The sequence below is a fragment of the Pantoea sp. SO10 genome, from assembly GCF_005281435.1.
Lineage (GTDB): Bacteria > Pseudomonadota > Gammaproteobacteria > Enterobacterales > Enterobacteriaceae > Pantoea > Pantoea leporis.
The window spans coordinates 40,869-67,474 of sequence record NZ_CP040097.1; the positions used below are offsets into that span (position 1 = coordinate 40,869).

A 26,606-nucleotide genomic window follows, 5' to 3' on the forward strand; every position below is an offset into this window, starting at 1 on the left:
ATCACTGACTCCGTGGTTTTATCCAGACGAGGCCGGTATCCGGCACCGATGCGGATGCTGTCTGTTCTACCGCAGTCGCCGCCGGCTGTTGCGGCGAAGACTGAAGCAGGGCGAGTTTGGTTTTAACGAAGGCGCGATAACGGGCTGCTGGAGCGCCACCTGCGGGATGGTGATAGCAGCCGGCCGCATCAAGCCAGCTGCCAGGCTTTCTGTCCCAGCATTCCCGCAGAATGGTAGCAGCGGCGTTGAGGTTTTTGTAAGGATCGAGCGCTTCCCAGGTCGAAGTAAAACGCTGGCCGTTCCAGCCGAGATTCACTTGCGCAATGCCGACATCGATATGCTTGAGGGAGTGCGTTTTTATGAATACCTGCATGGCATGCCAGGCTTCTAGGCGGGTTTTATAACGATATCCCTTCCCCGCGACGTTGAGTGTCCACGGCCACGGGCGTTCGCCCTGTGGCAACCTGCGGGAAGACTCCTGCAGGCTGACCGAGTAGAGCGACTCCGCCGGCACGTTGTGAGCCTGTGCCACGCGCACGTAACCCTCCGGGACAATCTGTTTGTCACCAGCGAATGAACAAAGTGAAACCAGCAGCAGCGCCGCGCCGGTCAGAATGTAGCGACTTGCCATCCGTTTTCCCCCTGCTGCAGAACGACCGGCATCATGCCGTTACCGAACCGCATCCAGCGACCGCCGTCATGATTTAGCGTGACCTGCCGACTGCGCACCCTGTCCAGCGGAATACGATGTTCTTTCGCCCAGCCGCGCAGTTTTCCGTCATCCCCCTGGCTGTCCACAAGGTAGATGTCCACCGGCCTGTTATCGGCTAACACCGCCGCTAGGCGGGCGTCACACTGCCCGCAGCCAGCGGATTTCACGAACAGTGCCAGCCGCCCGCCGGTGTCGTGGGCAATACCGGCCGCATTGCCCATGTTGACCGCGAGGGTTTCAGGGTAGAGGCGCTTCCAAGCGGCGGTGACTTCACGCTGAAAATCTAGCTCTTTCTGCGTGCGGGCAAACTCTTCCCTGACCCATTTTTCTGCGTATTTTTTACGTTCAGCCTGACTCCGCGCCTCAATACCGAGTGTTGAAAGCGGGTCAAGCCCCGGCGACTGAGTACCGCGCGGGCCTTTCATCAGGCTCTGATAGCGCTGATAGTCATCCTGACTCAGCCCCCACTGACCGGCCTGCTGCTGAAGTTCCTGCACGCTGCTTTGCTGCACGCTCTGATCCGAAGCATCAACCGGTTCGCCCCTGGCATTCACAACCTGGGTATTTGCTTGTGCCGAACAACACAACATAATCGCCGCAAGACTGAGTATTTTTAGCTCCATATCGCCTCCGTTAGCGAACGTTGACAGTAGTTAAGCGTCCATTCACGCGAAATTGCGCCTGTCCGTAGCCGGCATTGACCAGCGTCCAGCCATTAACGGTCTGCCCCTCGCCGATAAGGCGGATTTCAGACAGTGAGCTGAATCCCGTCGGCGCAATGGCCGCAAACGACGTCGCCCCCCGCTTTTCTACGCCGGTCAGCACAAAGGGCGCTTTACGCGCCACGCTTCTGACGGTTTTATGCGGCTTAGCGGGTGCCGGCTTTTTTACGACTTTTGTCGCTTCAGGTTCCGCCGTGGTCTGCTGCGCTTTCTGAGGTGCGTGCTGCAGCGCGGTAACGGCCTGATCCAGTTCAGCCTGCCGGCCCTGCAGTGACCTCTGCGCCTGACTCAGCTCACTGAGCGACTGGCGAACCTGACTGACTGCCTCAGGTAATCCTCTGGCGGACCAGTCATCGAGAGACTTCTGAACGGTATTAAGCTGATCCTGCTGTCGTTTGATCGCCTCACCCTGCGCGTTAATGGTTGCCTGAACAGGTTCAAGGTCAGTCTTCGCCAGTGCCTGGGTGTAAACCACGTTTTGCTGCTTCTCGACGTGGCTGAGGCGGTTTTCCTGCGACACGCCGCTGCGAAGCGAAACAAAAGCCAGCACAATGGCAGCAGCCGAAAGCGCTAACTGTCCTATTGCAGGCAGGTGATGCTTTACGGTGCTGAAACGGCTACCTGATGACGGAATAACGTCATCAGCGTTCTCATCAGGAAAGGAGGTTTCTGTTGTCATTTTGTCAGCCACCCTCCGTGAGCAGGCTGGGCCTGAATGGAACGGGGACCAGTGACCTGAGAGGGACTGACGGCGGATGACGTAGCTGCCGCCGACGCGTATGCGCTGGCAGGGCGCGGCGGCAGGTGCGTCGCAGGCAACTGATAGCCGGCACGCAGGCTGTGGCAGACCACGCGCTGCACGTCATCCACTTCCAGCTCCCATGCGGGTCCCGCCAGCACCTGCAGCGCGGTGCGAAGACGCATCGGACCCAGTTGGAACTGGACGGCCGGCAGCGGCTGGCGATACAGCACGCCGTTGGACGGTCCTGTCTGACACAGTGAGTAGCCGGACTGCTTCAGCGCATAACGCATGGCATCGGCCACGGTTGGCTGAACCGAGGAAGGAATACGCACATCAATAATCTGTGAGAGGGGGTCGCGTTGCACGGCCTGAGGATCCGTACTGACAAGCAGGTAACGATCGTAGCGAACCACCTCGGGCGTCCGCGCGTAAACATCATCAGCAGATGTCTGGACGTTGCGGGTGACGCTGACCGGGGCAACCGGTCCTGAAGGTGCCCGATCCTGTAGCTTCTGGGGCTGCTGAATACACCCCGTCAGCAGCGCAAGGGGTAAAGCGGCAAAGACGGCATTAAATTTCATCGGAAAAGTTCCTGTACAGTGTGAACAGGCATCACTGTGCGCAACTCTTCAACAGGCTTCTATCAACAACTCTTTTTGCGTTTTCAAAAAAAAAACGCCGACGTGAGTCAGCGTTTTTAATCAGCACTCTAATGCAAGCTTATGTAACGGGAGCATTATACCAACTCCACCATATAACAGTGCTTCGATGAAAAAGTTAATTTAAACTATACTCATCATATACTTAAGTCTTAACTCAATAATATTGACTTCTTGCTGTAGCCTTACGTCGTGTGGGTCAATTCTTATCTGAGTTTTTAATCTTGAAAGCTCTTTTTCAGCTAATCCTAATTGCGCTGGTTTGGTTTTTAAATAAGCCCAAGCACGTTGTATTGAACAACGTGACCATTTTATGCCCAAGCTTTCAGCTTTTTCAGTTGAAATAGTACAAGCTCTTACCTGTCCCAAACGTGCCTCAATAAGCCCACGGGTTAGCCAAACTTCGCCTTCATCTGGCAACAATTCAACTGCCTTTTTAGCTTGATGAAGTGCTGCTTCATGATTTCTGATGTCATGGCATAAGAAATATGCAAACCTATCACGCAACCATCCGTTTGTGCTATCAGTCAATATTGCAGCATCATAAAGTCTCCTTGCTTCAACAAAATTGCCTTCCTGCCTCTCTCGATGTGCAGCTTTAGCTTGAGGAGTTCTGAATGCCTGAACTACACGATCACCAGAAAAAAGTTGGGATTTTCTTATGAATGCAGAATATTGCCCCGTTGCTTTAGCTATCTCATCTTTACTTGGACTACTCTCGCCACTTTTGAGCCTGACATGTTTATCTCTAGCATATTCCAGGAAATTTTTTGAAAAAGTAATCTGTATTGAACCTTGGATACTAACCATAGAAGCTATTCCCCCAGATTCCTCCAATGCAGCTTCAGCTGACTGTGCAGAAACCCCAACAACATCGGAGCATATCCGCAATGATTGTGCATCATGAACATCACCAACTTGTGTCATTAACAGAAGTAATCGCCTTACATCTTGGCTCAATCTCGCCCAAGCATCTGCAAATAAAAACTCACCTAAGTCTTTTCTCAACATTGTGAAAACACGCGTAGAAGCATGTTCAATTTTTCTTATTGCAGAATCTGTTAATGCATTCGAAAAAGCTTCCAAAACTATTGGTCGCCTCTCCAGTTTTTTTATTGCCTCAATAATTTCACTATCCTTAGCCTTTTTTACAATGTTCAAATTGAGTTTTTCAGCACGGTCACGCAAAAATTTAACTGCTTCATCTTCTGAAAGTACATTAACCGCAACGGGTGCCGCTTCAATGTGCTCATGTCTACGAGACGTTAAAAGTACACGCCCAATACGTCTTGATATTTCTTTCAACTCCTTACCTAAAGTGAGACGCTCATCTTCGTTTTCAATTAATGTTTCGGCATTATCAATTACTACAAGAATGTCCTTTCTTGCATAATCTAATTCTCTTTTGATCTTTCCTTGAAGTTGAATCGCAGCTTGCGAAAGATCGAATTTATAAAAATCTGCTGTAGGATAGCCACCAAATAATAACATATGTAGAAAGGATAAAAGCTCCATAAGATGAGGTTGACCTGCTGCAATAGGCTGAAGCCCATTAAGTCCCCACTGCCATCGCTTTGCTGTATAATACAAAACAACTTTAGGATTCCATTCTACTTGTATGTCTTCATCTAAAACGCGGTGTAAAAATTCTAATGCCAACGTAGTTTTACCATATCCCCCATCACCGTAAAGAAGGCAAGCACGAGATCCCTCGTCATCCATCCATTCTTTCAACTCTTGAATTTGGGTATTTCTACCTGTAAATGAGTCGGTGGTCTTATCTGGAAGGTAACAAAGTGGCTCCCAAGCGTTATTCCAAATTATAGGTTCAGGTAATTTACTCCCCGACAGGCCGTGAAAAGGATTAACCGAGTCATAATTAAAATCCTTTCTATTCACATCCCCATCATCAATTTGACAGACTGCCCTAACTCGCTCGGTTGAAAGTATTTTTATCTTCCTGATTAATGCAGGAGAACCATTCCACCCTCGGATGAAATCCAATTTAAAGGTAACTCTCTCATTGCCAAGTGATGCCGTAGAACCATCATCTGCCAACACGGGAAGCACTGGAAGCAAACTTTCAACAATAAATTTTAATGCGTCTAATTCTGCTTCACGATCATAGCCTCCTACCAAACCATGTCCTTCCGCACCATCGTTTCTCATTAAAACAAGGCAGCGTAGTAATCCAATAAGAGTATTTTGCCCTTTAGAGCATATTCTGACTGCAGCCCTGTCTGATACCCTTTTTAGAAGTATTCTAGATACTCCAGCCCATCCAAGTTGCTCGCAAGATATCAACAAGGTTTCCAAGGCATCCACTAATGAACCATCAGCTGGTGCTCTTAAAGATTGAATAATTGAATGCTCTGGCTGTAGTTCATTATTTGGCCGTTGTTTAGAAACCCATTCCAATAAACCATAAGTGACTTGTTGAAGCAGTAAACGGATACAGGCAACAGCTCGAACTCGACACTCAACGTCTGATGAACACGTCTCTATTTTTTCTTGAATATTAAAAAAGTAGTCTTTCATTTCTTCCTATCCTGAAATCCTGATTAAAAAAACTGAAAACTAGACCTTAGCAGAAATAAACAACTAGACTGACAATAAATCTTGGTCATCAGCTATCTATTGACACCTTATAGGCGCGATTACAGATTACCTTGATTGCAGTTTTTGACGCTAAATTTTTTTAATCTTTATCAAGAGTTCTGTCCATCTACTGCCCTTTCTCGTCCGGCAGGATGTTTTATTAAGATGCATGAAGTAATTTATGATAGGGCTTGCATGCTTCTATAGGGAAAGGCCTGCTCAGAAGAGAGCAGGCTTTGGTGAACAATCAGAATGAGTTTTCGGCGTAGGATTTCTGCTGAGAAGCAGCATTCTACGTCGGATGGGGTTCAATTACGCACCAGTTTCACAACAGGTTTCAGCCAGAACTTTACTTCAGTGCCAGCTTCATCACATGAATGTGAGCAGGTTCGCGCGGATTGCCTTCGTTGGAATAGAAAAAGAACCGAAAACCGTTCAGCCTAAGTATGACAGGCATCGTCAGTAACCTTTAAGGGATTTGGTGAAATTAACTGCAGCGGTATGAGGAAGTGGCGGTTCAGAGAGCGCCTGCGGCATGTTTTGCGATACCGTAACCGTGTCCGAGGAACGGTATGTCATCATCCCAGTCCCCTGCAGGTTGCGACTGTGACGCAGGCTGCTGCGGAGCGGATTGAGAAGCACTGTGACGCTGCGATCCCCGTTTTTGGTTTCCCTGATCCCTTCCGCCTTTCGGCTGCGGAGCGGAGGAAGGCTGTGACGCCGGCTGCTGTGGCTGGCCCCAGCCACCGCTGTGTTGTGGTTGATTGCTGTTCGGTTGACGCCCCCCTAACATCTGCAGAGTGCCGCCCACGTTCACAACCACTTCAGTTAAGTATTTGTCCTGCCCGCTCTGGTCCTGCCATTTGCGGGTGCGCAGCTGTCCCTCGATATACACCTGAGAACCTTTGCGAAGGTATTCACCGGCAACTTCTGCCAGCTTGCCAAACAGCACCACGCGATGCCATTCAGTGACTTCCCGGTTTTCACCGGTTTGCTTATCGCGCCATGACTCTGACGTTGCCAGTGAAAGGTTAGCGACCGCGCCGCCGTTAGGCATATAGCGGATTTCAGGATCCTGTCCGAGATTGCCGACCAGAATAACTTTGTTTACGCCGCGAGAGGACATAAGCATGCTCCTTCAGAGAAAGGCCTGCTCAGAAGAGAGCAGGCTTTGGTGAACAATCAGAATGAGTTTTCGGCGTAGGCTTGCTGCTGAGAAGCGGCATTCTGCGTCGGATGGGTTCAGCGCGTTTAGTCTTGAAGACCATGTCCTGGCCTATCTTGATCCAGTCCACTTTAATCAGGCGGGCTTCCAAGCTGACGCGGCTTTCACCGGCGTGCTCACCATTTTTCAGCTGAAAAATGTCGGTTGACGGGTTACTCAGTACAAAGCCAATCAGCAATTTCTTGTCTTCATCCACCGCCTTCTGACAGCGGTTAATGAGGCTACTGGCTTCTTTGCCGGCAACCGTGACGTCGAAACGCACGTAAGAAGGGCTGTCGGCCGGTCCTGACAGTGCGTTGATCACGCAGCTGATAAAGGTGCCGGACTGAGCATTGACCTGCCGCACGTTGCTGAGATAGCCCAGTCCGTTGATGGTCAGGTTGAAGTAGTCTTTTGATTTACCGGTGTTGCTGGCATTTGAAGTGTTGTTTACAGACATGATGTTTTCTCCATGGAGGTCAAAAAAGGTTCGACGGAGAAAACTTCTGCCCGGACGGGAGAAGAATTCCCGTCGGGGAGTCAGAATCAGCTAAATTCTGACTGTCTTGATAGTTGAATGAACCTTCATCGCCAGGCAGTAGGAGCCGTAATTGACGATATCTGCTTCCAAAGGCGAGCAGATGTACCACACTGATATGTTCTCCCTTGCAGGCTACAGGAGTGTTATGTTCAGCCACCCGAAGGCGATTCTCTCAGGCCAGGAATCATTGGTGGTCGTCAGAGACGACAGGTAAGCCCGTTAATTTTTAAGCCAAAAATCGCGGCTGTCAACCTTTGCGACTCGTCAGATTGAGACTTGCCGGCGCAGAAGCCGGCGCTTTTCGACCCCGGCCGGCCCCCCGAGTTTTACCCGCCGCCTGACGACGGTTTTTACGGTTTGCCTCACCAATGATCCCCTTACAGTCCGGATACTTCATGCAGCCCCAGAAATTGCCCTGTTTCTTCTTGCACAGCCGGGTCGGGCCACCGCAAATCGGGCAGACAGGGCCGGTCAGCGCCGTGACGTTGAAGGCAGTCGCCCGCCCTTTTTCGATAAGATGCCGGGTCCACTGACTCTGCTTTTGCATAAAATCGCCGAGCTCACTTTTCCCCTGGGCGATATCATCCAACGCCTGCTCCCAGAGGGCCGTCATGCCGGGGCTGGTCAGTGTTTCAGGCAGTGCGGCGATGAGCTCGTGCGCCATCTGAGTGGACAGGATGAACTTCCCCTTTCTCTCCAGGAAGCCCCGCTTAAACAGCGTCTCCAGCACGCCGCTGCGCGTCGCTTCCGTCCCCAGCCCGGCATTCTCACGCAGCACCTTCCTTAGCTGGGGATCCGTGACCAGGCTTGCCGCGTTTTTCATGGCCGCTATCAGCGTGCCTTCGGTATGGTGCGGCGGCGCTTTGGTCATATTATCTTTAACGACCGCACCGGTAACCGTGGAGGCAGCGCCCTGCTCAAGCGCAGGTAGCTGCGCGGACGACTCTTTATCACCGTCAGCCTCCTCCGACTGCTCTGCGTTAAAGAGTGATTTCCAGCCGGCGTGGATCATCACGCGCCCCCGTGTGCGGAAAAGCTGATTGCCGATGTTGAAGGTGGCATCCGTCACATCGGTTTCCTGCAGCGGCATAAACTGTGCCAGATAGTGCAGCCGGATGAGCGAATAGACTTTGAGCTCTTTTGCATTCAGTTTTGCTATTTCGAACGGCTGCCGCGTGGGAATAATCGCATGGTGCGCCGTAATTTTTTTGTCGTTCCAGACGCGCGAGTTGAATGCAGAATCAAGTTGCGCAATCTCAGCGCTGATTGTCGGGTCCGAGCGCTGTATCGCGTCCAGCACGTCGCTGGCCTCCGCCCGCATCGAAAGCGGGAGATAGCCGCAGTCGGTACGTGGGTAGGTCGTCGCTTTGTGTTTTTCATACAATGACTGGGCGATAGACAGGACCTCATTAGCCCCAAAGCCCCATTTGCGGTTGCAGGCCTCCTGAAGATCGCCAAGAGAAAAACAGAGCGGTGCCGGGATTTTATCGCGCTTTTTCTCAACGGAAATCACGCTGCCGGATTCGGCTTTCTGGCAGAGCTGCCCGACTGCCTGTGCAACCTGCTGATTCACGCAGCGATTTTCACTGTCGCAATATTGCCCCGCCGCAACCCATTCGGCTTCAAAGGCAATCCCGTCCTTTTCCAGCTGTGCCCTGACCTTCCACCACGGCTGTGGCGTAAAGCCGGCAATTTCATGATCCCGATTAACCACAATGGCGAGCGTGGGCGTCTGAACTCTTCCAACGGAATACACCTCTGATACGCCGGCTTCACCGGCTTTCACGGTATAAAACCGGGTCAGATTCATCCCGATAAGCCAGTCAGCCCGCGCACGACCGATTCCGGCCTGGTAGAGTTTTTCGGTTTTTTCACCCGGCAACATTTCATTCAGCGCTTTTTTTATGCTCGCTTCGTCAAGCGCGGAAAGCCACAGCCGGCGCACGGCACCGCTGTAGTGGCAGTATTCCATCAGCTCACGCGCAATCACCTCACCTTCCCGATCGGCGTCGGTTGCAATGACCACTTCACTGGCCTGCTTCAGCAGTTTTCTGATGACGCCAAACTGATCGGCAGTGTCTTTCTTGACGGTCATCTGCCAGCGATCCGGAATAACGGGCAGCACTTCCGTGCGCCACGGGCGGCCAAACTGTTCACCATACGTTTCAGGGCTGGCCGTTTCCAGCAAATGCCCCACAGCCCACGTCACCGTGATGTTACCGCCGGTGATACATCCCTGCCCGCGCTGGCTGACACCCAGCACGCGGGCAATATCTTTGGCCTGAGAGGGTTTTTCACACAGATAGAGCTCCATGCGGGTCTCCGGTATTAGCGTGTCTGACCAGAGGCAACCTGGCGGACCTGAGTCAGAACGTTATTGAAATTGCTGCCGGTCAGGTGCGACGGGACGGGCGATTTGTACGTCACATACACCCGCGTTTCTGCACCGTTCTTTTCGAGCTCGATGTCCATATGATCGTTGTCGCTAACGTCGCTGCCCATGCGATAAGAACTTCCCGGAACTGCTTCCCAGACCGGATGTGAATCCTGAATGGCTGCCGCACTCCACCGGCTGTTACGAACTTTTGAACGGATGCGTTCAATCTCCTCAGCGCTGACATAGCCATAATGTCGCTTCAGGCGTGCAGCGGCCGTATCGATATCAACCGGCACGCTGAACTGTTTGCTTTTATTCTTCCCGGCAGAGCCAGAGGCTTTGGTCAGCACCGGCATGCCGTTGCCGGAGTCCATAGAGTTCGCGTCATCGCCGCGCAGCGTTTTGCTGATGCTGAAAGCGGTATCGCTGATGTTTTTATTGATGCTGGCTAAATCAGAGCCGGCACAGCCGCTCAGCAGGACGCAGACAGCGCCTGAAATAATCATCCATTTCAAATTAGTTGTCCTCAGAGGTATCAGCAGTAAGGGTGGAGAATGAAGAGCGTTTCTCACCCGACATCACTGCCGGATCGGGTTCGCCCAGACGCTTGATAGCCACCAGACCCCGCGCGGTTTTATTACGGATATCCTCGTAGGTCACCGGCATGCTCCGGTAATTCTGGATAAGGCCGTACACCACACGAACAGCTTTACTGCCTGTTTCAAGGAACTGATCGCGCTGCGAGCGGTTAATGAGACCATAATGGAAAGCCCCAAATGCTTTTAACGCCAACTGGTCGTAATGAACCAGCAGCCAGACACAGCGATACCCTAGGGGTGATCGGCTGAACACATCCAGATTAAGCGGTTCGGAAGAGGTGACGTCTGAAATGCTGATGCCGGCCGGAATGGCTGCGGTAATTTTTGCGATAATCCTGACCTGCTCCTCCACCTTTTTAGTCGCCACCCTGATGGCTTCTTCAAGGTTGACCAGAAACTCGTCACCGTAGGGATTGCCTGCCGCTGCATCGCGACCTGCATATCCAGCCCGCGCGATAGCTTCCGGCATGCCAGGGATTTTGTGGCGATATTCCTTATTGTCTTTTTCATCAGAGCGATTTCGCCCTTCCCAGAGCCTGATTGCATAGTGTGAATGCAGCTCAACAGTCAGTGTGGATACCAATCCGCCAGACCGCCGGGGCGAGGTTTGGGGAGATGTCTGTTCGGCCATAGCTGTCTCCTGATAGGCAAAGGCTTCTCGTTAAGTAAGTGGCGATCCTCATTCCTGGAAGGACCGTAAACAATGCGAAATCAGATTTTCAAAAATGAAAATTTGTTTTCTAAAAAAACAGTTCAATTAATAACCAGTGTTGCACGGTGCAACACCGTATGTTTTATATACACCTGTCAACGCCAGCTCATTTCCTCTGAGGTCCAACAGACTCACGAAGACTCTGTAATATCTCTCTGACGCGCTCGTTACTGCAGGACTTCCTGTCTTCAGAAGCAGAAGGCCTGAAGAGCCGTAATTCCGGGCGTAACGCATGGCCGGGGTTATCTGATACTTTCGTCCCGCTTTCAGCAGGATAAAGCGTCCCCTGCCTGGCCTTTTTGAGCACTGTCAGCAGCCAGCCAAGCGGGTTTTGCAGGCTGCCTTCACGCTGCGCCCGGATAATATTCGACAGTACCAGCGCAGATCTCTCAGCCGGTAACGCCTGCAACTGGCGATTAACCATCTCCCGATCTTCAGGTTTCAGTAGGGATGCGAAATTGTCGGGCAGGCAAACCGAATCGTTTACGTATGTTTTATCTGTATTAGTAGTAAAACTACGTACGTAACTGTTCGGATTCCGAACCCGGCCGTTATGCCCCGCGCCACCTCTGAGTTCGGATACCGAACCCTGCTTCTGAGCCTGCACATTTAAGCTGAGTTCGGAATCCGAACCCGGTAAATGACTCGTCGGTTCGGGTACAGTCCGGCAGGCCAGCTCTTCAGGGCTCTGAACGGCACCCAACCGAGCATTTAACATTTGAAGGTGGCTGCGGTGGTGAGCCATTGCGGGATCCAGCCGAATTTCACTGATGACTGATTTCGCTGTGGAACTGATGGTGCGGTTGCTACTCAGGCAGGCTTCCGCAACGGTTTTAAGCCAGTGCGGATCGAACATTTCTGCGTCACAAAATGACAACGGCTCATCGTGTTGCGCATAGATGTTGCCTCTTACCCTACCCTTTTCATCCCTGACGCGTTTGCAGAGGCTGAGCCAGCCAGTGATGCGAAGCATGAGGAGTATGCGGCTGATGGTCTCTCTGGACGCTTTGCCTTTTCCCGGCGTTGCCAGCTGCAGCTGCAGCTCTTCATAAGAGGGAAAAACGGCACCGTCATTGCTCAACGCGTGCAGGCGGATGATTATCCAGCCCATTTTGTCCAGCGGAGAGAGGCGTGGGTCCAGAAGCAACCGGCGCGGCATGGAATCATGTATGTTACCCGTGAATAACAGACCTCCACGGACACAGTTGTTTTGCTCTTCCGGCAAACACGCCAGCCGATCGATTAATTTATTGACTGCCTGATGGATAAGGCTGTCATCCGGTAATGTCATTCTTCACCTTCTGAATGCAAAAAATGCTGAGCACTGTGCCACTCAAGGCGCAACGCTCAGCATTCTGGCTATATTTCAGTTGCGCATAGCCGTGTTATAGCGCTCATGATTCATCATCTCCCAGGTGCGCCCTTCATCGCGGCTGAGCAGTCGCCAGAACGGACCAAGATCGATCTTGTAATAGCCGGTTCGGTTTTCATTCAGACGTTTATAGTTACGCTCACCCTGCCAGAATCGAAGCACCGCGCGGGTCGCTTTTTTTCGCAGTGAAGATGGAGCAGTAACCGGGGCTTTAAGACCCGGTATAACTTCACAAGACCGCATTCTGCCCCTCCTGATTACAGTGAATGTATTTCACAGCGGTAACAGTCATGCTCTTCTCCGGGTGGCCGCGGTGAGATGCTCACTCTCCCATTTGAGAACGGTATTCCAGACAGCGGTCAGTGAGATATCCATCTGTTCGGCAGCAAGCAGCATCAAATCCAGCCCCTCGTCCGTTTCACTACGCAGTTTTTGACTGCCATTTGCCGCCCAGATTTCCCATAGCTCGGTACTCTGTTCCTCGCTGAGGACGATTCCCCGGCCTGCACGCACTTTTATGCCCGCGATCCTGCGACGCGCGGCTACGTCATTACTCATCAGCCCGAAGAAATGCTCCATCAGTTTGATTGAGCCCCCCAAAGCAAGCGCACGGTCAATCCGTTGCTTTCGCGTCTGATCCTCCCTTGCTTGCGTCATCAGCCTTGCCAGATTGTCCTGATTTATCTGGAATGAGAGAACCGAGACCTCGCTGTTGACGATGTAATGGATATCTTCTAAGGTCACATCCTTCAGCGTGGCGATCTCTTCAGATGTCAGACCCATTTTGTCACAGCGGCGTATAAAGCCGTTTTTCAGCTCCATAACCAGGTCAAGCAGGAAGCCATTCGCTGCCCGGGATAGGTTCGTGTTCATCAGTTACCCTTCATTTACAGGAACAATTGACGCAGCACCCTTGCGCTGCAGTTCGCGGAGACGACGAAGGATCCTGATTAGCCGAAACACCATCAGAGTTTGCTCGTCATCAAAAACAGGCGTGGCTGAATCAGATGACCCGATCAGCAATTTAAACGTTAAGTTCACAGAGTCCCGACAAGCCGTATCGTCAGCCAGGAAAGCGAGGAATAAGGGCACAACTTGAGCATCATCTATAACCCCTGAAAGCCGGTAACCAGGCTGTAACGCATTTTCATTGGCGGGTTCTAACGCGTCACCACAGCCATGAGCGCTGGCGATGTCCCAACAGAGGCGCCATGCATTACTTTGCAGGTGCTCAATATCGTCCTGTAAGGCGCTGAGATGCCAGAGGGAATGGTTATCTGGCGTAGCCACTGGCTGAAGGGGATCATCAAGACATTGGGTGGCAGGAGTTTCATCCTTTACCAAAATGGTTGAAACTTCAGAATCGCTGATTTCAGCGGGAGTCTTAACTTCAGTGACGGTATTTCGCGGACTCCTTTTCATCAGGGAAATGTCATCTGATGGTTGCTCATCCAATGGATCAATAAGCGCACCGGCATCATCATTTGCCACTGTTGACGAGGTGGCCGGCAAAGCGGGTGAAACGGCTATGGTGATGTCTTCAGCAGGTTCCGCCTTTGCCTTATCAGCACCGCGCAGCTCCAGTAACCATCCATCGTAGTCAAGGTCATCACTTGGAAAGGCCGCATTCAGATCACCAATAAGTTCATCAGTGAACATTTCCAGTGACCATAGTTCAGGATCATCAAATTTCTGGCAGCACTGCCCAAACACACTCGTGAAATTGTTCTCGGTACAGGCATCTTTATTTGAATGATATTTATCCCAGACTGTTTCAGCGCCATGGCGCAGCTTGAGCAGTTTTCTGAGCTCCCGCCCACCGAACCCCGACCCCAGCAAACCAGGCATCCACGGATAGATGTTTGTAACCACATCTTCCATACGGCTTACGCTTGAAAAATGTACTGGAAGGCCATTATTGGTAAGTTCTGCAGCGAGATCGCGCAATGAGATTTTCTTCCCACGTTCTTCTTCAAGCAATATTCTCGCTTCACTGACGGAAAGAGCCTTATCTATAAAAGTCAGCTGTCCGTGGGTTTCGTTTTCTGCGAGATGCCCTGCAATGCATTGAAAACGGCCAGGCCAGGGCTTTTCAATGCAGGTCATTTTAAAGAACCGCTGATCTCCGGTTTCATCCCAAAGCTCACGCATGATGGTGTAACGCGTGTTCCCCCCGTCACTGAAAGTCCACTTTCCTTCAGGAATACGGGGATCGCGCGTCACAAACGGCACGGAATTAAGCCCGCGCGCTCGGATAGACGCTTTCAAATCCTCAAAAAGAGGATTGCGGCTTTTGCGCGGATTATCAGGATTCAGACAGAGTTCATCGAGAGTGAAAATCCTAGCCAGATTTTCACTGCCGGACGGTGTTGCAACACGCTGAAATTGACTCATTTGCCTGTGCTCCTGAAATCATAACCAAAGTCATACCCGCCCTCAGGATATTCACTGAAGAGGGTAAATCTGCCGTCAAACTGGGTTTTGATGGTGCCCGTAGGTCCCTGCCGTTGTTTACTGATGATGATTTCGGCCTGCCCCGGATGCGCCGTATCAGCGTGGTAAACCTCATCGCGATAGATAAAAGCAATCAGGTCTGCGTCCTGCTCAAGCGCCCCCGAATCCCGAAGGTCACCATTGTTAGGACGTTTGTCGGCACGCTGCTCTACCTGACGGTTGAGCTGTGAGAGTGCAAGGATGGGGCAGCCGAGTTCTTTACCCAGCGCTTTGAGCGATCGGGAGATTTCGGCGATTTCCTGGGTACGGTTTTCCATCTCTTGACAGCGGACAAGTTGCAGGTAATCGACCATGATGAGAGAGGGTTTGCCGTATTTACGGATATATCTGCGAGCCCGGGTGCGAAGCGCGGCCGGCGTCTGGCTGCTGTTATCATCAATGACTAATCGCTCGCGCCATTCAGCCATCTCCTTAGCACCCATGCTGATCCTTCCCCAATCCTCATCACTGAGATTGCCGCTGCGCAGGTGGTTGAGTTCTACCCTGCTGCGCATGGACAGCATCCGCATCATCAGCTGCTCGGTTGGCATTTCAATGCTGAAAATGAACACACTTTCTTGCGGCCGGCTCATCAGCGCCCCGATACTCCAGCTGAGTGCCAGTGAAGTTTTTCCCATGGAAGGCCGCGCGGCGAGAATAACCAAATCGCCCGGCTGAAGTCCGCAGGTCATAAAATCAACCTCGGCCATTCCTGTGGCAGTGCCGGTAATTCCAGTGTCAGCTGCTGTGGCCACTTCAAGCTTGCTCAGTAACTGGTCAAGCGCCTGCAAAATTTCGGTTTCGCACTCGTTTGCGTGTTGCCCCTTCTCACTCAGTGTGAAAAGTGCTTCCTCAGCCTGGGAGGCAACATTTAAAGAGCTCAGTCTGTTACCCCTGATATCAGCCAAAAGCGAATTGCCAATGATCTGCAACTGTCTCAGCCTGCTCTTTTCGAGGACGATGCCCACATAGGAAAGTATGTTTGCTGCTGAAGGCGTGTTTTTACCGATCTCAGCCAAGTAAGCGAATCCGCCCGCCGTATCAAGCCGCCCATCCCGTTCAAGCGTTTCACTGAGAGTAATGAGATCGAACGGTTGTAGCCGGGATGCCAGGGCGCTCATTGCACGATAAATTGCGCGATGAGCGCTCACAAAGAAGTCATCAGCGGTAATCAGAAGGTTAATATCATCCCATCGGTCATTATCGAGCATGAGCGCCCCCAGAACACACTGCTCAGCGTCGGTATGATAAGGAATGGCTATAACGTCTTTCAGCTTTTCAGGCATGAATAGTTTCCTCCACAAATAGAGTGGATTCGCGATAGGTGAGTAATTAAATGAGCCGTTATCGGGCGGATGACTGAGCGGACAGCTCTTCTATATATGCATCCAGATAACGATCAATAAGGCCTTGAACAATTTTGCTGGCGGTGACGACACGGCCAGAATGGTGAGTAAGTCTGACAGCACAGTTCTCAGTTTTCATACGTCTGGCTGGACCTATGTAAACAATTGGCGAGGGGCTTCGGGCGTCTTGATCTGAGGACATGGTCTCTCCGGCTTTAATTAACGTGTGGATAGGTACTTAACTCAAATATGCAGGAGCAGGCATTTGCATTCTGCATTTGATGTCATCCCTTATGCTCAGCATCTGCACTGACCATGCCTGAAACGAAAATTTGCCCCGCCTCATGGAAACTCTCACAGTTCAGATGAAACTTTGTGAAAATAATTAACGTTATATTTATAAAGTCTTTAAATATTACCATCACTTAAGACCTTCATGCAAATATTTCCCATTTACTGGTATTTTTTCCCACAACTAAACCAAAGATTTCCTTTAGAATCAGGTGTATTGATTTCGCTAAAGGCGTGCGCATGCTTGACACAATTGAGAAGAGGCTGAAATGTTGCCGTGCGGCAACAGGGACTTCACCTCAGGAAGTAGTGAACTACGTTCAGCAGCAAAATACTGAACTCTCCTACACGACTTACACCCGCTGGGAGTCTGGTGGCACGGTTCCACCCCGACGTATTGATGTGATCAATCTGATTGCGGATTTCTTCAGTGAAAGCGGCCTTAAAGTTGAAGGCAACTGGATAATGACAGGCGAAGGATTTCCGCCACAGTTCACTGAATACACAAAGCTGGATGAAGATACCCTCTTTATACTGGCCAGTCGCCAGTTGCCCGACGTGGAACTTATCCAGGTAGGTGGGACCTATGGTGAACCTTATATCAGTTTCGGAGAATTCTGTATTGTATCGAACGAGCGAACTCTGGACCCTAATAATAACAAGCTATGCCATGTAAGGCATAAGAATGGCTTGATTATAGGGGTGGTCAAAATAGTCGACGAGGACAGCGTCACTATTGAAGGTGTAAAAAGCACGGCCATTAAGAAAGAAGATATTCTCGAGTGCCGGAGAGTGAAGTGGATCCAAAAGAGGTAAAACTCAATTTTCATCGCTGTAGTACGGAAGTTATAAACTTTCTGAACAAGATGGAGAAGACAACCTACATCTCTACCCTTCTTGTTCAAAATAATGCCATCGCAGCTCATCAGAGCAATGGTTATGCTGAGTGGGACAATAAATTTTATTATGAAGGAAAGTACAAGGACAGCCTTCTGATAAAAATAGGTATTGAACTCACCAAGATAAAAAAGGGTGACGTCAGTACAGTCGTCTGGGATGACGCACTCAGAAACGAAAAAATTAATGTTATCGATGAGCAGCGTCGGGCTCATAACATTTACCATGGCATTAGTTTTATCTATGGAGTGGAGAACGATATGAGCATGGCGCTTAATATCTGCACCGGGGTCAACACCTCGCAAAAGGAATTTGAAAACCTGATACTGCCAATGCGGTTTGCACTGCTGAATTACTTTAAGGATTTATGATGTTTACCAAAACCTATTCCGTAAACGAAAAACACGTTGATTTTCAGGGCGTTGTGGATGGTCTTTATTATCCCTTCTATATGGAATGGACGCGTCACGCGTTTATGAAAGAAGAATTGGGGCTGGATCTGGAGCAGGAGTTCGCTGAAGGTCGCCTGCATATGATCCTGGAATATACGCTGCGCTTTAAGAAGAGCCTGAAGAAAGGTGATGAAATGCAGGTAACATGCGTCCTGCAGGCCAATGAAAAACGCAGTCGCGTCAATTTCGTTCAGCAGATACTGGTAAACGATACCCTTTATGCAGAAGCCGTATTCACCGCAACCTGCATCGCTAACGGCAGACCGACTGTTCCGGATGCAGTGAAAAATGCCATCCCAGCCTGAATTTAATCAGGGACCTTTAAAGGTCCCTTCATTAATTTTCAATCATAATATAACGACTGTTATGAAGTTTAATTTTTCCTGAGCAGCCAAGTAAAGAAAGACGAATTAAATATCCACTTCGCTTCTGATACTTACCTTCAAGACCTTCACTTTCATATATTTTTACTCTAAAAAAACGCTTGTCGTTACGCATATGTAATATGCCCATCTTTTCGAAAGATGACTGTACAGCCTTTCGGTCTTTTTCCACACCCTTAGCATCTATGAATTTAAATACCGTCCCCGGTAGAGATATAAACATAAATCCACTTACCGCATGCAGCAGGCTATCCTGTTGGTTCACGCTGAGCGTTTGATTATTTACAGACTCCTTAATCCACTCTAAAAACTGCTCCCCCGGATTGCTTACTTCATTCATAGCTGAAGCCGTGGACATATCTCCGTTTTCATCTTTATCACTTTCAGTGTCAACGACCGTATCCAGCATGGACTCAATGGCAGGGAAGTCATCATCTGGCTCAGCGTCGGGTATGAGTTTCACACATTCAGCGGGAACCGCGATTATATGTTCGTCAGAGGGCTGAACCGGAATAACATCATCTGAAATGACTGGGGCCTGTTGTTCCGCATCATCATTCACATCAGTGGTCGCCGGTTCAGCTGCATTGAACATGCTGAGTAGCAGGGAGGTGTCATCATCAACTGATGTTTTTTCAGTCTCAGGTTGTTCATTCGTTGAACCGCAGTTTTCTGAAAGTGCCGATGACAAAGCAATTGGACCCTCTGATGCCGTTAACGGATGTTCTGCCTGGCCGGTCGCATTATCTGACGGCAGTTTTGCTGCACTTTCGGTTCCGTCATCAGCAAGCGCTGAGGCGGCGCTGATGCCCCCGTCTGATAAAACGATTGCCGACTGCGACTTTTCGGTGACTGCAGATGACACTACTGAAGTCACTGAATGCAGGACTACAGATGCTTCGCGTACGGGCGAACCGCTGATATTGCGCGCTTTATCGAGAATATCTTTAATCAGCGGCATGGCCGATGCCTCTCTGACTGCCAGCGTCGCCATCACCTGCATAGCCTGGCGATCCCCGCTGAGCCAGGTGACACCGTCGTCCGGTAATAGCCTGGTGGCCATCAACGTTGCCACGCTGGCGTGATCTGCATGATTAACCCGAAACCGAAACGGCGCTGCCGGTGGCACCATGCCAGGCATCCAGCCGTGACCGTCCAGTAGTTCGCCCTCAATACGGCTCAGCAACGGCAGATGCGCGGTAAGCGCTGACCAGAAAACGACCGCATTCCAGAGCGTATTCTTAGCGGCCTGCTCTTCTGGAGCGGCACCCGGTGGAAACATATGCCCTTTTGCCAGCCTGACGCTACAGGCGGTAAATTTGAGGGTGAGGTCGATAAATCCGCCTTCTTTACTCCATTCACCTTCCCCGTCGGCTGGCACAACCTGCACGCACTCAGCGAGTTTTATCAGCGGTGCCAGATACAGCCGGCTATAAACGTCCTCCGGCAAAGAGGTGTTATCCCAGATTTGCCTCATCAGTAGCTTACGATGCGGTAATGAAAGGAGCTGTGCAGCAGACTGCGGCGCAAAATATCCCGATGGGATCCTGCTGCCAGCTGGCGGTGACTTAGCGGCGGTTTTCCCCCCGCACAAGCTGGCAATGAGTTTACTGAACATTTTTACTTCCTGATAATGCCGGTTTATTGTCACAGTTCGATGCCAATTCTGCGCGGGTCGGATTCGTCTCGACCGGTGTTTCAGAGGCTTCATTCAGCTCCTGCAGGCAGCCGGTTACGATACGGACCAGCTCATTTGGCACGAGGACTTTGCGCGCGCGGGTCACCGATACGTACAGAAGATTCAGCTCATCTTCCTTTTCGCGCGGGCTCAGAAGCGGGTCGGTAATATCAACAAAATCATCGCTGAGACTGACCGCGTTCCACTCAAGCCCTTTACTGCGGTGCGCGGTCACTACCGTCACGTCAGCATCGCTCTCATGCGTTACCGCCTGTTTTTTCAGTACCGCCAGTAACGTCGGAAGGGGAAAGTACATGTCCAGCAGTCGGACACCCTGCCCCATCTCCGGATCTTTCGTCGCTTTGGCAATGGACCGGTACTCTTCAAAGTCACGGTAATCGCGCGACAGCTGGGGCGATATAATGCGGTCAGGCATATCGACCGAAAACCAGTAAAGATCTTCCAGTTCAACAATGCGGTAACCTTCTATCCCCCCTACCCAGTACACCCTTTTACCCGCCAGGCTTGCCGTAAGGGCCGAACCAATCACGCCCGCCACCGTCCGGCTGATAACACAGTGATGTGCTGTTCCGGCTGGAAGCTCAGGGACAACCTGATCCTCACCGCCGAGCCCACATATGCCGCGCGATTCTCCTGCTTGCGCCAGTAAAGTATTCGCAACGTCTGCAACCGCCGGACCAAACCGGAAGCTGTTTGTCAGCCAGAGCCGATCTGCGGTCTCCAGCTGTGGAGAAACCAGCGCGTTTTCAGCTCCCCTGAAGCGATAGATTTGCTGGTAACGATCGCCAACAAGGATGATGCGGCAGGGCTGGCTGAGAACAAACTGACGGGTAACCGGATTGGCGTCCTGCGCTTCATCAAACAGGATAACGTCCCACCTCTTCCCGAGATCCGGTACAGACAACTGATACAGTTTGAGGTAGATGTCATGCGTCACCGGAAAATGTGAATCCATTCGGGTCATCTCATGCCATACAACCTGTGCCGCGCCGAGTATCTTTCCCGCATCCAGTCCCCCCTTGTCACTTTCATCTGGCAGGTGCAGAGGTGATATTTCGCTGTCGGCGCTGTAGAGAAAAGTGTTAAGTGTGCTCAGCGCAGATCGTGCCAGCAGCCAGTGGCGCGTATTGAGCAGACGTGCAATATCCGTGACGCGAAGGGATGTGGCGAGTCGCGCCTGAAGGTGCCGGCCAAACCCCGGCCACGCCAGCTGATGAAACGTTTTACACTCCACGTTATAGGGAAATCGCCGCTCGGATTCCTCACGTATAGCGCGGTTATAGGCAAGATAAAGCATGCGTTCACCGGGATTTGCCAGCGCGTAAGCTTCAAGCGTTGACGTTTTACCCGTGCCGGCGAACGCCGTCACGACAAGTTGTCTGCCTTTCCAGGCAATTACCTGTGCCTGCTCCTGCGTGGGTTGCATGTAAGATGTTCCTCCGTCAGCGTCATGTCATGCACCATGCCCTGCCGGTAGTGGGGTATCCATCGCAAACTCTATATCGATTTGCAAAAAAAAACGCCTCCGGAGAGGCGTTATGGTCAGGCTGCGCGTTACGTTGCGCGGCCGAGTTTTGCTGCCCACCTGCCGGTGTAATGCAGCGGAGTGTAAAGTGTCCTGCGCCGTTCAAGCGTCAGCGCGTTGCCGGTCACAACCTCAGCCGCGATACCGCAGAGCGAGAGCTGTATGTAGGACATATTGGCGGCCAGCGGATCAACGTCCGTTACCGACACCCACAGCTGCTCTGACAGCGTATAACCGCGCTGTGCGAACTCTTCAGCAAAGGCGATGACCATGCAGCCCGCGCCGCTGGCCGGTTCCTGCAGAGTAATGAAATCCTGAGCCTGCATCAGCGCATCGATGCCGGACAACTGCACCGATGCCATCATCCGCGAGACGTCCCACGGCGTGAAAAACTGGCCGCGATACTTATCACCCAGCTCAAGCTCCATAAAAACGCTGCCAAGGAAATCACAAGGGTCCTGATCGAGCGCCATGACGACGTGACCTAGTAACGCAGCCATCTGAGTGACGTCTTCCTTTTCGTAGCCGGCAATTATGCTCAGATACTGCTTTTCCAGCCCGGCATCGTGAACAACGCCGTTGTGCAGCGCAATCGCCGCGCAGCTGACGAAGTCTTCAAACACCTTGTGCCGGTGATGATAACGGGCCGTGGCGTTGAAAAGCGCGAAGAATGCTTTGCGATGGTTGACAGAAGTCATGCGTGTTCTCCATAAAAAAGGGGAACACGCCCCTGAGGAAGTGTTCCCCTCAGGGTGTGTGGCAAGCCTTACGGCTCACCTTTTTTGGTTACCAGCTGTACGTGGTGAATCCCTCAGTTTCCGGAGCCCCTGATTCGAAAATCAGGACTTCCACGGCGTCCGAACGCATCACGGAAGCGATCAGGCGGCGGGCCTCTTTCGATAACCCTGCCTCTTTAAGCCGCAGAACCGGCGCAGAACGCGCGGTTAACCGCAGCAGATAGCCCCCACCGACATAGTGGATCCACTCACCGTATTCGACTTCACGGGTCGTGATTTCATCCAGCAGCGCATTGTCGTCTGCGCTGAGATGAGCCGTAGAAATGACGCGGCAGCGCAAATACTCGCCGTTGCCACTCAAGCCTGTGCCGTCCGCTGTACGGGCATTCCAGCCTGTAATTCATCGGATTCAGCTGCCGGCACAAGATGAAGCCCGGGCCTGCCGTCGTCCAGCTCATCAACAGTCGCCTCAGCGCTGCAGACGTGCTCGCCACGATCGTAACAGTCATAGCCATCCAGTTCGTGAACAGGCTCGCTGTACCAGTGGCGAATCTCACAGTCAAACGTGGACGAAAGCGCCGCAATCACCTCGCCTGCCGGCGGAAACCAGGCGGAATCAAACGACAGTTTTATGCTGCTCAGTCCTTCACGCTGCCAGCTGACGTTATGACCTGCGGGCCACTTCATGCCGTACTGACGACAGTAAAAACTGCCGGCCGTAGACATCCCGGTAAGCAAACCTCCGCTGCCGTTCAGCTCAGCGGCAAGACGACCGGGGATAATCTGCAGCATATCGCAGGGCTGGGCCCGCTCAGGCAGCTGGCTCAGCCGCTCCCAGCACTGCCCCGGTTCAATTTCCCGGGACAGGGTGGCAACACCAAACCAGTCCGCATAGCGCTCCTCAATGAGTCGCGCGATGTGCCTGCGCGATACTTCCGGAATGTTGTCCCAGCGAATCACATCGATACCGGACTGATGGTAAATTCGCTCGATTTTACGCAGGTTCTCACCGTCAAGCGGTACATCCCTGCGCAGCAGATCGAGCCACTGATCAAACGCCAGATTTGCCGGCGTGCCCTGTCCCGTCCCGCTCTGCATCAGCGCGGGAAACGGCGGAAATGACTCCGTTTTGACCGGGCGTAGCAGTCCGCCGCATCCCGCCAGAAACAACTTTATGCTGCGCATGACGGCGTGGCGATACAGCGGTACGGCTTCGCCGGTGATCCACTCTGCCATAATGCCGATGAGCGCGGATTTTCCGGTGATTTCTAAACGGTTATGGCACCAGTCTGACATGGTTAATTCCTCTTTTTACGAAAAAAAAGAGGGCACTGTCCCGTAAGGGTCAGTGCCCTCACGGGACGGCAGCGCGATAATTCAATGCTGCCGGGTTGGTGTGTTACGCGGCCTCAGCCGCGCTGTCTTTTAACTGCAGTAAAAACTCAGAGGCTTCCCTTGCCTGCCGGCAGGCACGGAAAAGCGCTTTTTTGTCGGACTTCAGGACTTCCAGCCACGATTTTATGTAGCTGTCGTGCTGAACATCGCCGAAAACGCCGAGCTGAGCACACAGAAACGCGCTGCCCATTTCGGCTATCAGTTCTTCAAACGCATAAACCGGATCGCCGAACTTCTTCGCCGATTTGGTTATGCCTTCACGGTTCAGTCGTGACTCATGGCCGGTGGCATGTACCACTTCGTGCAGCAGCGTGCTGAAGTAGTCGGCATGGCTGAAAAACTGCTCCGCCGTTGGCATCAGTATTGAATCAGTGTGTCTGGCGTAATAAGCGCGGTTCTGTAATTTGAACTGCACCTTAACGCCCGCCATATGCACAATCTCACATATCCGTTTTTCCGTCGGCCAGTCGATCGTGCCGGGGTATTCGGTTACGGGTGATTCATGCGGTACGGCGGCGACACCTTCCGGTAATCCATCACACTGCTCGACGTTAAACAGAAAGTTAGGCTTTATCATGGCCCTTGATTCCATCAGTGGCTTGCCTTCAGCATCAAACAGCTTGTTTCCGCTGAGATCTTCAGCCTGCTTTTCAAACGGCCTGAAGATAATGGCCTCAGATGATGCTTCACCTTTGCGGACCTGTCCGCCCAGCTCCTGCGCCTGACGATACGTAACCCAGCGATCGGTGCTGTACCCTTTTTCCTCAGCGGCCAGCCACAGCAGCAGCACGTTTACGCCGCTGTATGGCTTGCCCGTTAAGGCATTAACCGGTATCGGACCTGAAGCGGCGCAGGTACCGACAGTGCGCCACGGTTTTGTCCAGGGCGCGACGCCATTTTCCAGTGCCTCTACGATGCGGTCAGTGACCTTCTGGTACAGATCGACACTTTCAGTTTTCTTCGTGCGGCGGGTTTTGGTTGATTTAGTCATGGGATGCTCCTTAGATGAAAAAAGGGCGCATCCCTTCCCTGACGGGCGAGAAAAGCGCCCGTCAGGGAAGGTTGTTAACGCACCGGAGAAATAATTTTTCCGTCGGCGGTTATGCTGTTCAGCCGCAACCGGAGTTGCTGCCTTGAAAAATAAAAGTTGTGGCGGTCAAACCGCTTACTGTCTGTAAATATTGCTTCTTCAAGCATGGATGCTGCCGAACCGAACCACCCGGCCCGCTCTTCGTCGCTGCGGCATTCAAGAAAATCCGAAGTCCGCATGACGTCCATCCTTTGCCTGAGCAGCGCAAGCTTACGCTCACTCAGCCAGCTGATGGTTTTGCGTTTCAGCTGGTACGCGGAGCGGACAGACAGAACAACAACTTTGTCATTGGCCGTCATCGCGCTGAAAAAGGCAGGATCATCAACTTTGAGCCCGTATTCTTCAGCGATGTGACCAAATTTAAGTTCGACCTGCACGCCCGGATCGCAACTGCCACCGCTGTATTCAAGCGCATGTATCCGCGCCTTACGGTAGAAGAGCTGACCGGGTAAACCGTTCTGAAATTCCAGGAACAAACCTTCCTGCGAACTGATAACCAGCCTGACCGACATGGTCTGATGGTATGTATCGTGAAACAGCTGCGCGAGCGCGTTACTGTCGAAAGTAAACATAGGATCACCTGCTGAAACAGCGGGACCTGCCTCCTTCCGGAGAGCAAATCCCGGAAGGGTTGGTAAATGTGTCAGTCGTTGTGCTGTTGGGCAAGCCAGAGTTCAATACCTGAAATCGCTTCCCACTCTTCAGTGGTGACCTGCTTGCCGGGTCCGGACGTTTTAACCAGCAGCAGGTGTTCAACTGCGCCAGGTATCACGAACGATGCCGGAATGTCTTCGGGTGCTTTGGTAAACATATCCATGTTCCACGCCAGCCATCGCTGTGCGAAACGCCAGCTCTGCGGGCAGGAACTGGTTATGTGATAGCAGCCGGGGCATATGTTATGCAGAAGAACCAGCACGATGCGCACGAATAAATCCTGCCTGCATCGCTGACTCTCAACTTTGCGGTACGGTTGAAAATCATCCGAAAGCGTCTGCCTGAGGTAGAACGGATTGCAGCAGTAGCCTGCACTGTCCTTATGGTTGAACGTAACCGAACCTTCATCATCAAACAGTTCGGAAGCACGGTTCATCTCAAAACCCAGCGGCTTATATGGCCGGAGCTGAGCGGGAAGAAGCCAGAAGGCTTCTTTCAACACCTCGGTAAATCGGGACCACTGCTCCGCCTTTATGGACGCCCCCTGGACCAGCTGGTAAACGCCCGGAATGACCAGTGAATCGATTGAGGTCTGTGTCATGGTAAATCTCCAGTTCAAAGGGGATTTACCGCCCGCAGGGACGTAAATCCCCGATGGGTTAAAGTTGAGGTGTTAGCGTTTGTCGGTTTTCAGTGCCTCAAGTGTGAACTCAAGCTCTGAAACCAGCCCCCAGTCTGCCGTTGTGAAAAGTCGTTCACCGCCAGACACGCTTCTAATAAGCAACTCATCAGCCGCGCCGGTGATAAACCCATGCGTGCTGAAGGGCTGAGGCGCAGCATGATCTGAAATCAGCTCATGCCGTATTGCCCATCGAACAGGCAGAGACCAGCTGACGCCGCCGGCTGATGACGATATTTCGTAACAGCTCTCACAATGTTGATACAGCAGGATAAGCGCTATCCGCGTGAAGAAATCGACGGGTTGCCCCTCTGTTTCAATACGAAAATCGGCACTCAAATCCTGAGTAAACATCACGCCTCTGGATACGTAAGTCCCTTCGTCTTTTCCGGCGAAAGCAAATATCTCCGGAGAAGGAAACATCATGGACGCGCGTTGCATACGCATACCATTCGTGGGCGAGCATGGACGAAGATGTACCGGCAGCAGCCAGAATGCTTCTGTTACTGCCAGGGTAAAACTGTGCCACTGGCTCGGGGATATCCATCCGGTCTGCTTCACGTTATAGGTGACCTGCTGAGGCGGTACGGAGATGGGAGTCATGATAAATCCTCAAAATTCAGTGGGATTTATCCCCCTGATGGGAAATAAATCCCCACAGGGTTGGTTAACGTGAAATTGCTTCAGATCGGGCTATTGCTGAGACGGCTTTGCCGTCCAGATAACC

Annotated in this window: 26 protein-coding genes and 2 pseudogenes; 3 read left to right on the forward strand and 25 right to left on the reverse strand. The window is 51.8% G+C overall.

The window, feature by feature from the left end; translation table 11 throughout:
* Position 1: 1 nt before the first annotated feature.
* From FCN45_RS23140 to dnaB-PI, 16 genes and pseudogenes are all read right to left on the reverse strand, one after another.
* On the reverse strand, positions 2 to 631 hold the full coding sequence (locus FCN45_RS23140; RefSeq protein ID WP_137387479.1) for a lytic transglycosylase domain-containing protein: 630 nt from the start codon (positions 629 to 631) through the stop codon (positions 2 to 4).
* Positions 610 to 1,335, reverse strand: coding sequence for a TIGR03759 family integrating conjugative element protein (locus FCN45_RS23145; protein ID WP_137387480.1), 726 nt, complete (start codon positions 1,333 to 1,335; stop codon positions 610 to 612). Before FCN45_RS23145 ends, FCN45_RS23140 begins: the two co-directional genes overlap by 22 nt.
* A gap of 10 nt (positions 1,336 to 1,345) precedes the next feature.
* Positions 1,346 to 2,113: a DUF2275 domain-containing protein gene (locus tag FCN45_RS23150; protein ID WP_137387481.1), complete on the reverse strand. Its 768-nt coding sequence runs from the start codon at positions 2,111 to 2,113 to the stop codon at positions 1,346 to 1,348.
* Positions 2,110 to 2,757, reverse strand: a complete 648-nt coding sequence (locus FCN45_RS23155; protein WP_137387482.1) for a PilL N-terminal domain-containing protein — start codon at positions 2,755 to 2,757, stop codon at positions 2,110 to 2,112. The genes FCN45_RS23150 and FCN45_RS23155 overlap by 4 nt, the downstream gene beginning before the upstream one ends.
* A 201-nt stretch (positions 2,758 to 2,958) precedes the next feature.
* Positions 2,959 to 5,373 (reverse strand): hypothetical protein, encoded by a 2,415-nt coding sequence (locus FCN45_RS23160; protein WP_137387483.1) that lies wholly within the window; start codon positions 5,371 to 5,373, stop codon positions 2,959 to 2,961.
* 371 nt (positions 5,374 to 5,744) lie between these two features.
* A pseudogene (locus FCN45_RS23165) lies at positions 5,745 to 5,890 on the reverse strand (DUF4160 domain-containing protein); the annotation flags it as partial.
* A gap of 60 nt (positions 5,891 to 5,950) precedes the next feature.
* Positions 5,951 to 6,559, reverse strand: coding sequence for a single-stranded DNA-binding protein (locus FCN45_RS23170; protein WP_137387484.1), 609 nt, complete (start codon positions 6,557 to 6,559; stop codon positions 5,951 to 5,953).
* A gap of 56 nt (positions 6,560 to 6,615) precedes the next feature.
* Positions 6,616 to 7,097 (reverse strand): annotated as a pseudogene (locus FCN45_RS23175) (STY4534 family ICE replication protein).
* 328 nt (positions 7,098 to 7,425) lie between these two features.
* Positions 7,426 to 9,492, reverse strand: coding sequence for a DNA topoisomerase III (locus FCN45_RS23180; RefSeq protein WP_137387485.1), 2,067 nt, complete (start codon positions 9,490 to 9,492; stop codon positions 7,426 to 7,428).
* Between the two features lie 14 nt (positions 9,493 to 9,506).
* A complete protein-coding gene (locus FCN45_RS23185) occupies positions 9,507 to 10,061 on the reverse strand; it encodes a hypothetical protein (protein WP_168197495.1) in 555 nt (184 codons plus the stop codon).
* Positions 10,062 to 10,071: 10 nt separating this feature from the next.
* Complete coding sequence (locus FCN45_RS23190) at positions 10,072 to 10,785, reverse strand: PFL_4669 family integrating conjugative element protein (RefSeq protein ID WP_137387487.1); 714 nt, start codon at positions 10,783 to 10,785, stop codon at positions 10,072 to 10,074.
* 187 nt (positions 10,786 to 10,972) lie between these two features.
* Entirely contained in the window at positions 10,973 to 12,157 is a 1,185-nt protein-coding gene (locus FCN45_RS23195; RefSeq protein WP_137387488.1) for an STY4528 family pathogenicity island replication protein, read from the reverse strand.
* 75 nt (positions 12,158 to 12,232) lie between these two features.
* Entirely contained in the window at positions 12,233 to 12,481 is a 249-nt protein-coding gene (locus tag FCN45_RS23200) for a hypothetical protein (RefSeq protein WP_137387489.1), read from the reverse strand.
* A gap of 45 nt (positions 12,482 to 12,526) precedes the next feature.
* A complete protein-coding gene (locus FCN45_RS23205) occupies positions 12,527 to 13,111 on the reverse strand; it encodes a DUF2857 domain-containing protein (RefSeq protein ID WP_137387490.1) in 585 nt (194 codons plus the stop codon).
* A 3-nt stretch (positions 13,112 to 13,114) separates the two neighbouring features.
* Positions 13,115 to 14,632, reverse strand: a complete 1,518-nt coding sequence (locus FCN45_RS23210) for a ParB family protein (protein ID WP_137387491.1) — start codon at positions 14,630 to 14,632, stop codon at positions 13,115 to 13,117.
* The gene (gene dnaB-PI, locus FCN45_RS23215; RefSeq protein ID WP_137387492.1) at positions 14,629 to 16,017 is read right to left on the reverse strand and encodes an SPI-7-type island replicative DNA helicase; all 1,389 of its coding nucleotides are present in this window, start codon (positions 16,015 to 16,017) and stop codon (positions 14,629 to 14,631) included. Before dnaB-PI ends, FCN45_RS23210 begins: the two co-directional genes overlap by 4 nt.
* Before the next feature lie 591 nt (positions 16,018 to 16,608).
* On the opposite strand from dnaB-PI, the gene FCN45_RS23220 reads away from it, so the two are divergent.
* Genes FCN45_RS23220 through FCN45_RS23230 form a run of 3 tightly spaced genes read left to right on the forward strand, consistent with a single transcriptional unit; the run spans position 16,609 to position 18,022 of the window.
* The gene (locus FCN45_RS23220; RefSeq protein WP_137387493.1) at positions 16,609 to 17,184 is read left to right on the forward strand and encodes a hypothetical protein; all 576 of its coding nucleotides are present in this window, start codon (positions 16,609 to 16,611) and stop codon (positions 17,182 to 17,184) included.
* Positions 17,166 to 17,636 (forward strand): hypothetical protein, encoded by a 471-nt coding sequence (locus FCN45_RS23225; RefSeq protein WP_137387494.1) that lies wholly within the window; start codon positions 17,166 to 17,168, stop codon positions 17,634 to 17,636. The genes FCN45_RS23220 and FCN45_RS23225 overlap by 19 nt, the downstream gene beginning before the upstream one ends.
* Positions 17,636 to 18,022, forward strand: a complete 387-nt coding sequence (locus tag FCN45_RS23230; RefSeq protein ID WP_137387495.1) for a thioesterase family protein — start codon at positions 17,636 to 17,638, stop codon at positions 18,020 to 18,022. Before FCN45_RS23225 ends, FCN45_RS23230 begins: the two co-directional genes overlap by 1 nt.
* A gap of 31 nt (positions 18,023 to 18,053) precedes the next feature.
* Here the strand turns inward: FCN45_RS23230 and FCN45_RS23235 are convergent, their stop codons facing one another.
* From FCN45_RS23235 to FCN45_RS23275, 9 genes are all read right to left on the reverse strand, one after another.
* Positions 18,054 to 19,718 carry a TraI domain-containing protein gene (locus tag FCN45_RS23235; protein WP_137387496.1) on the reverse strand — a complete coding sequence of 555 codons (1,665 nt, stop codon included), beginning with the start codon at positions 19,716 to 19,718 and terminating at the stop codon, positions 18,054 to 18,056.
* Positions 19,708 to 21,225, reverse strand: coding sequence for a UvrD-helicase domain-containing protein (locus tag FCN45_RS23240; RefSeq protein WP_137387497.1), 1,518 nt, complete (start codon positions 21,223 to 21,225; stop codon positions 19,708 to 19,710). The genes FCN45_RS23235 and FCN45_RS23240 overlap by 11 nt, the downstream gene beginning before the upstream one ends.
* A gap of 128 nt (positions 21,226 to 21,353) precedes the next feature.
* Positions 21,354 to 22,022 (reverse strand): N-6 DNA methylase, encoded by a 669-nt coding sequence (locus FCN45_RS23245; protein WP_137387498.1) that lies wholly within the window; start codon positions 22,020 to 22,022, stop codon positions 21,354 to 21,356.
* 88 nt (positions 22,023 to 22,110) lie between these two features.
* Positions 22,111 to 22,422, reverse strand: coding sequence for a DUF5983 family protein (locus tag FCN45_RS23250; RefSeq protein ID WP_137387499.1), 312 nt, complete (start codon positions 22,420 to 22,422; stop codon positions 22,111 to 22,113).
* Positions 22,419 to 23,357 (reverse strand): DUF1281 domain-containing protein, encoded by a 939-nt coding sequence (locus FCN45_RS23255; RefSeq protein WP_137387500.1) that lies wholly within the window; start codon positions 23,355 to 23,357, stop codon positions 22,419 to 22,421. The genes FCN45_RS23250 and FCN45_RS23255 overlap by 4 nt, the downstream gene beginning before the upstream one ends.
* A 103-nt stretch (positions 23,358 to 23,460) precedes the next feature.
* Complete coding sequence (locus tag FCN45_RS23260) at positions 23,461 to 24,447, reverse strand: ArdC family protein (protein ID WP_137387501.1); 987 nt, start codon at positions 24,445 to 24,447, stop codon at positions 23,461 to 23,463.
* 74 nt (positions 24,448 to 24,521) lie between these two features.
* The gene (locus FCN45_RS23265; RefSeq protein ID WP_137387502.1) at positions 24,522 to 25,118 is read right to left on the reverse strand and encodes a hypothetical protein; all 597 of its coding nucleotides are present in this window, start codon (positions 25,116 to 25,118) and stop codon (positions 24,522 to 24,524) included.
* Positions 25,119 to 25,189: 71 nt separating this feature from the next.
* Positions 25,190 to 25,801, reverse strand: a complete 612-nt coding sequence (locus FCN45_RS23270) for a hypothetical protein (RefSeq protein ID WP_137387503.1) — start codon at positions 25,799 to 25,801, stop codon at positions 25,190 to 25,192.
* A 72-nt stretch (positions 25,802 to 25,873) separates the two neighbouring features.
* Positions 25,874 to 26,482, reverse strand: a complete 609-nt coding sequence (locus FCN45_RS23275) for a hypothetical protein (RefSeq protein ID WP_137387504.1) — start codon at positions 26,480 to 26,482, stop codon at positions 25,874 to 25,876.
* Positions 26,483 to 26,606: the final 124 nt, after the last annotated feature.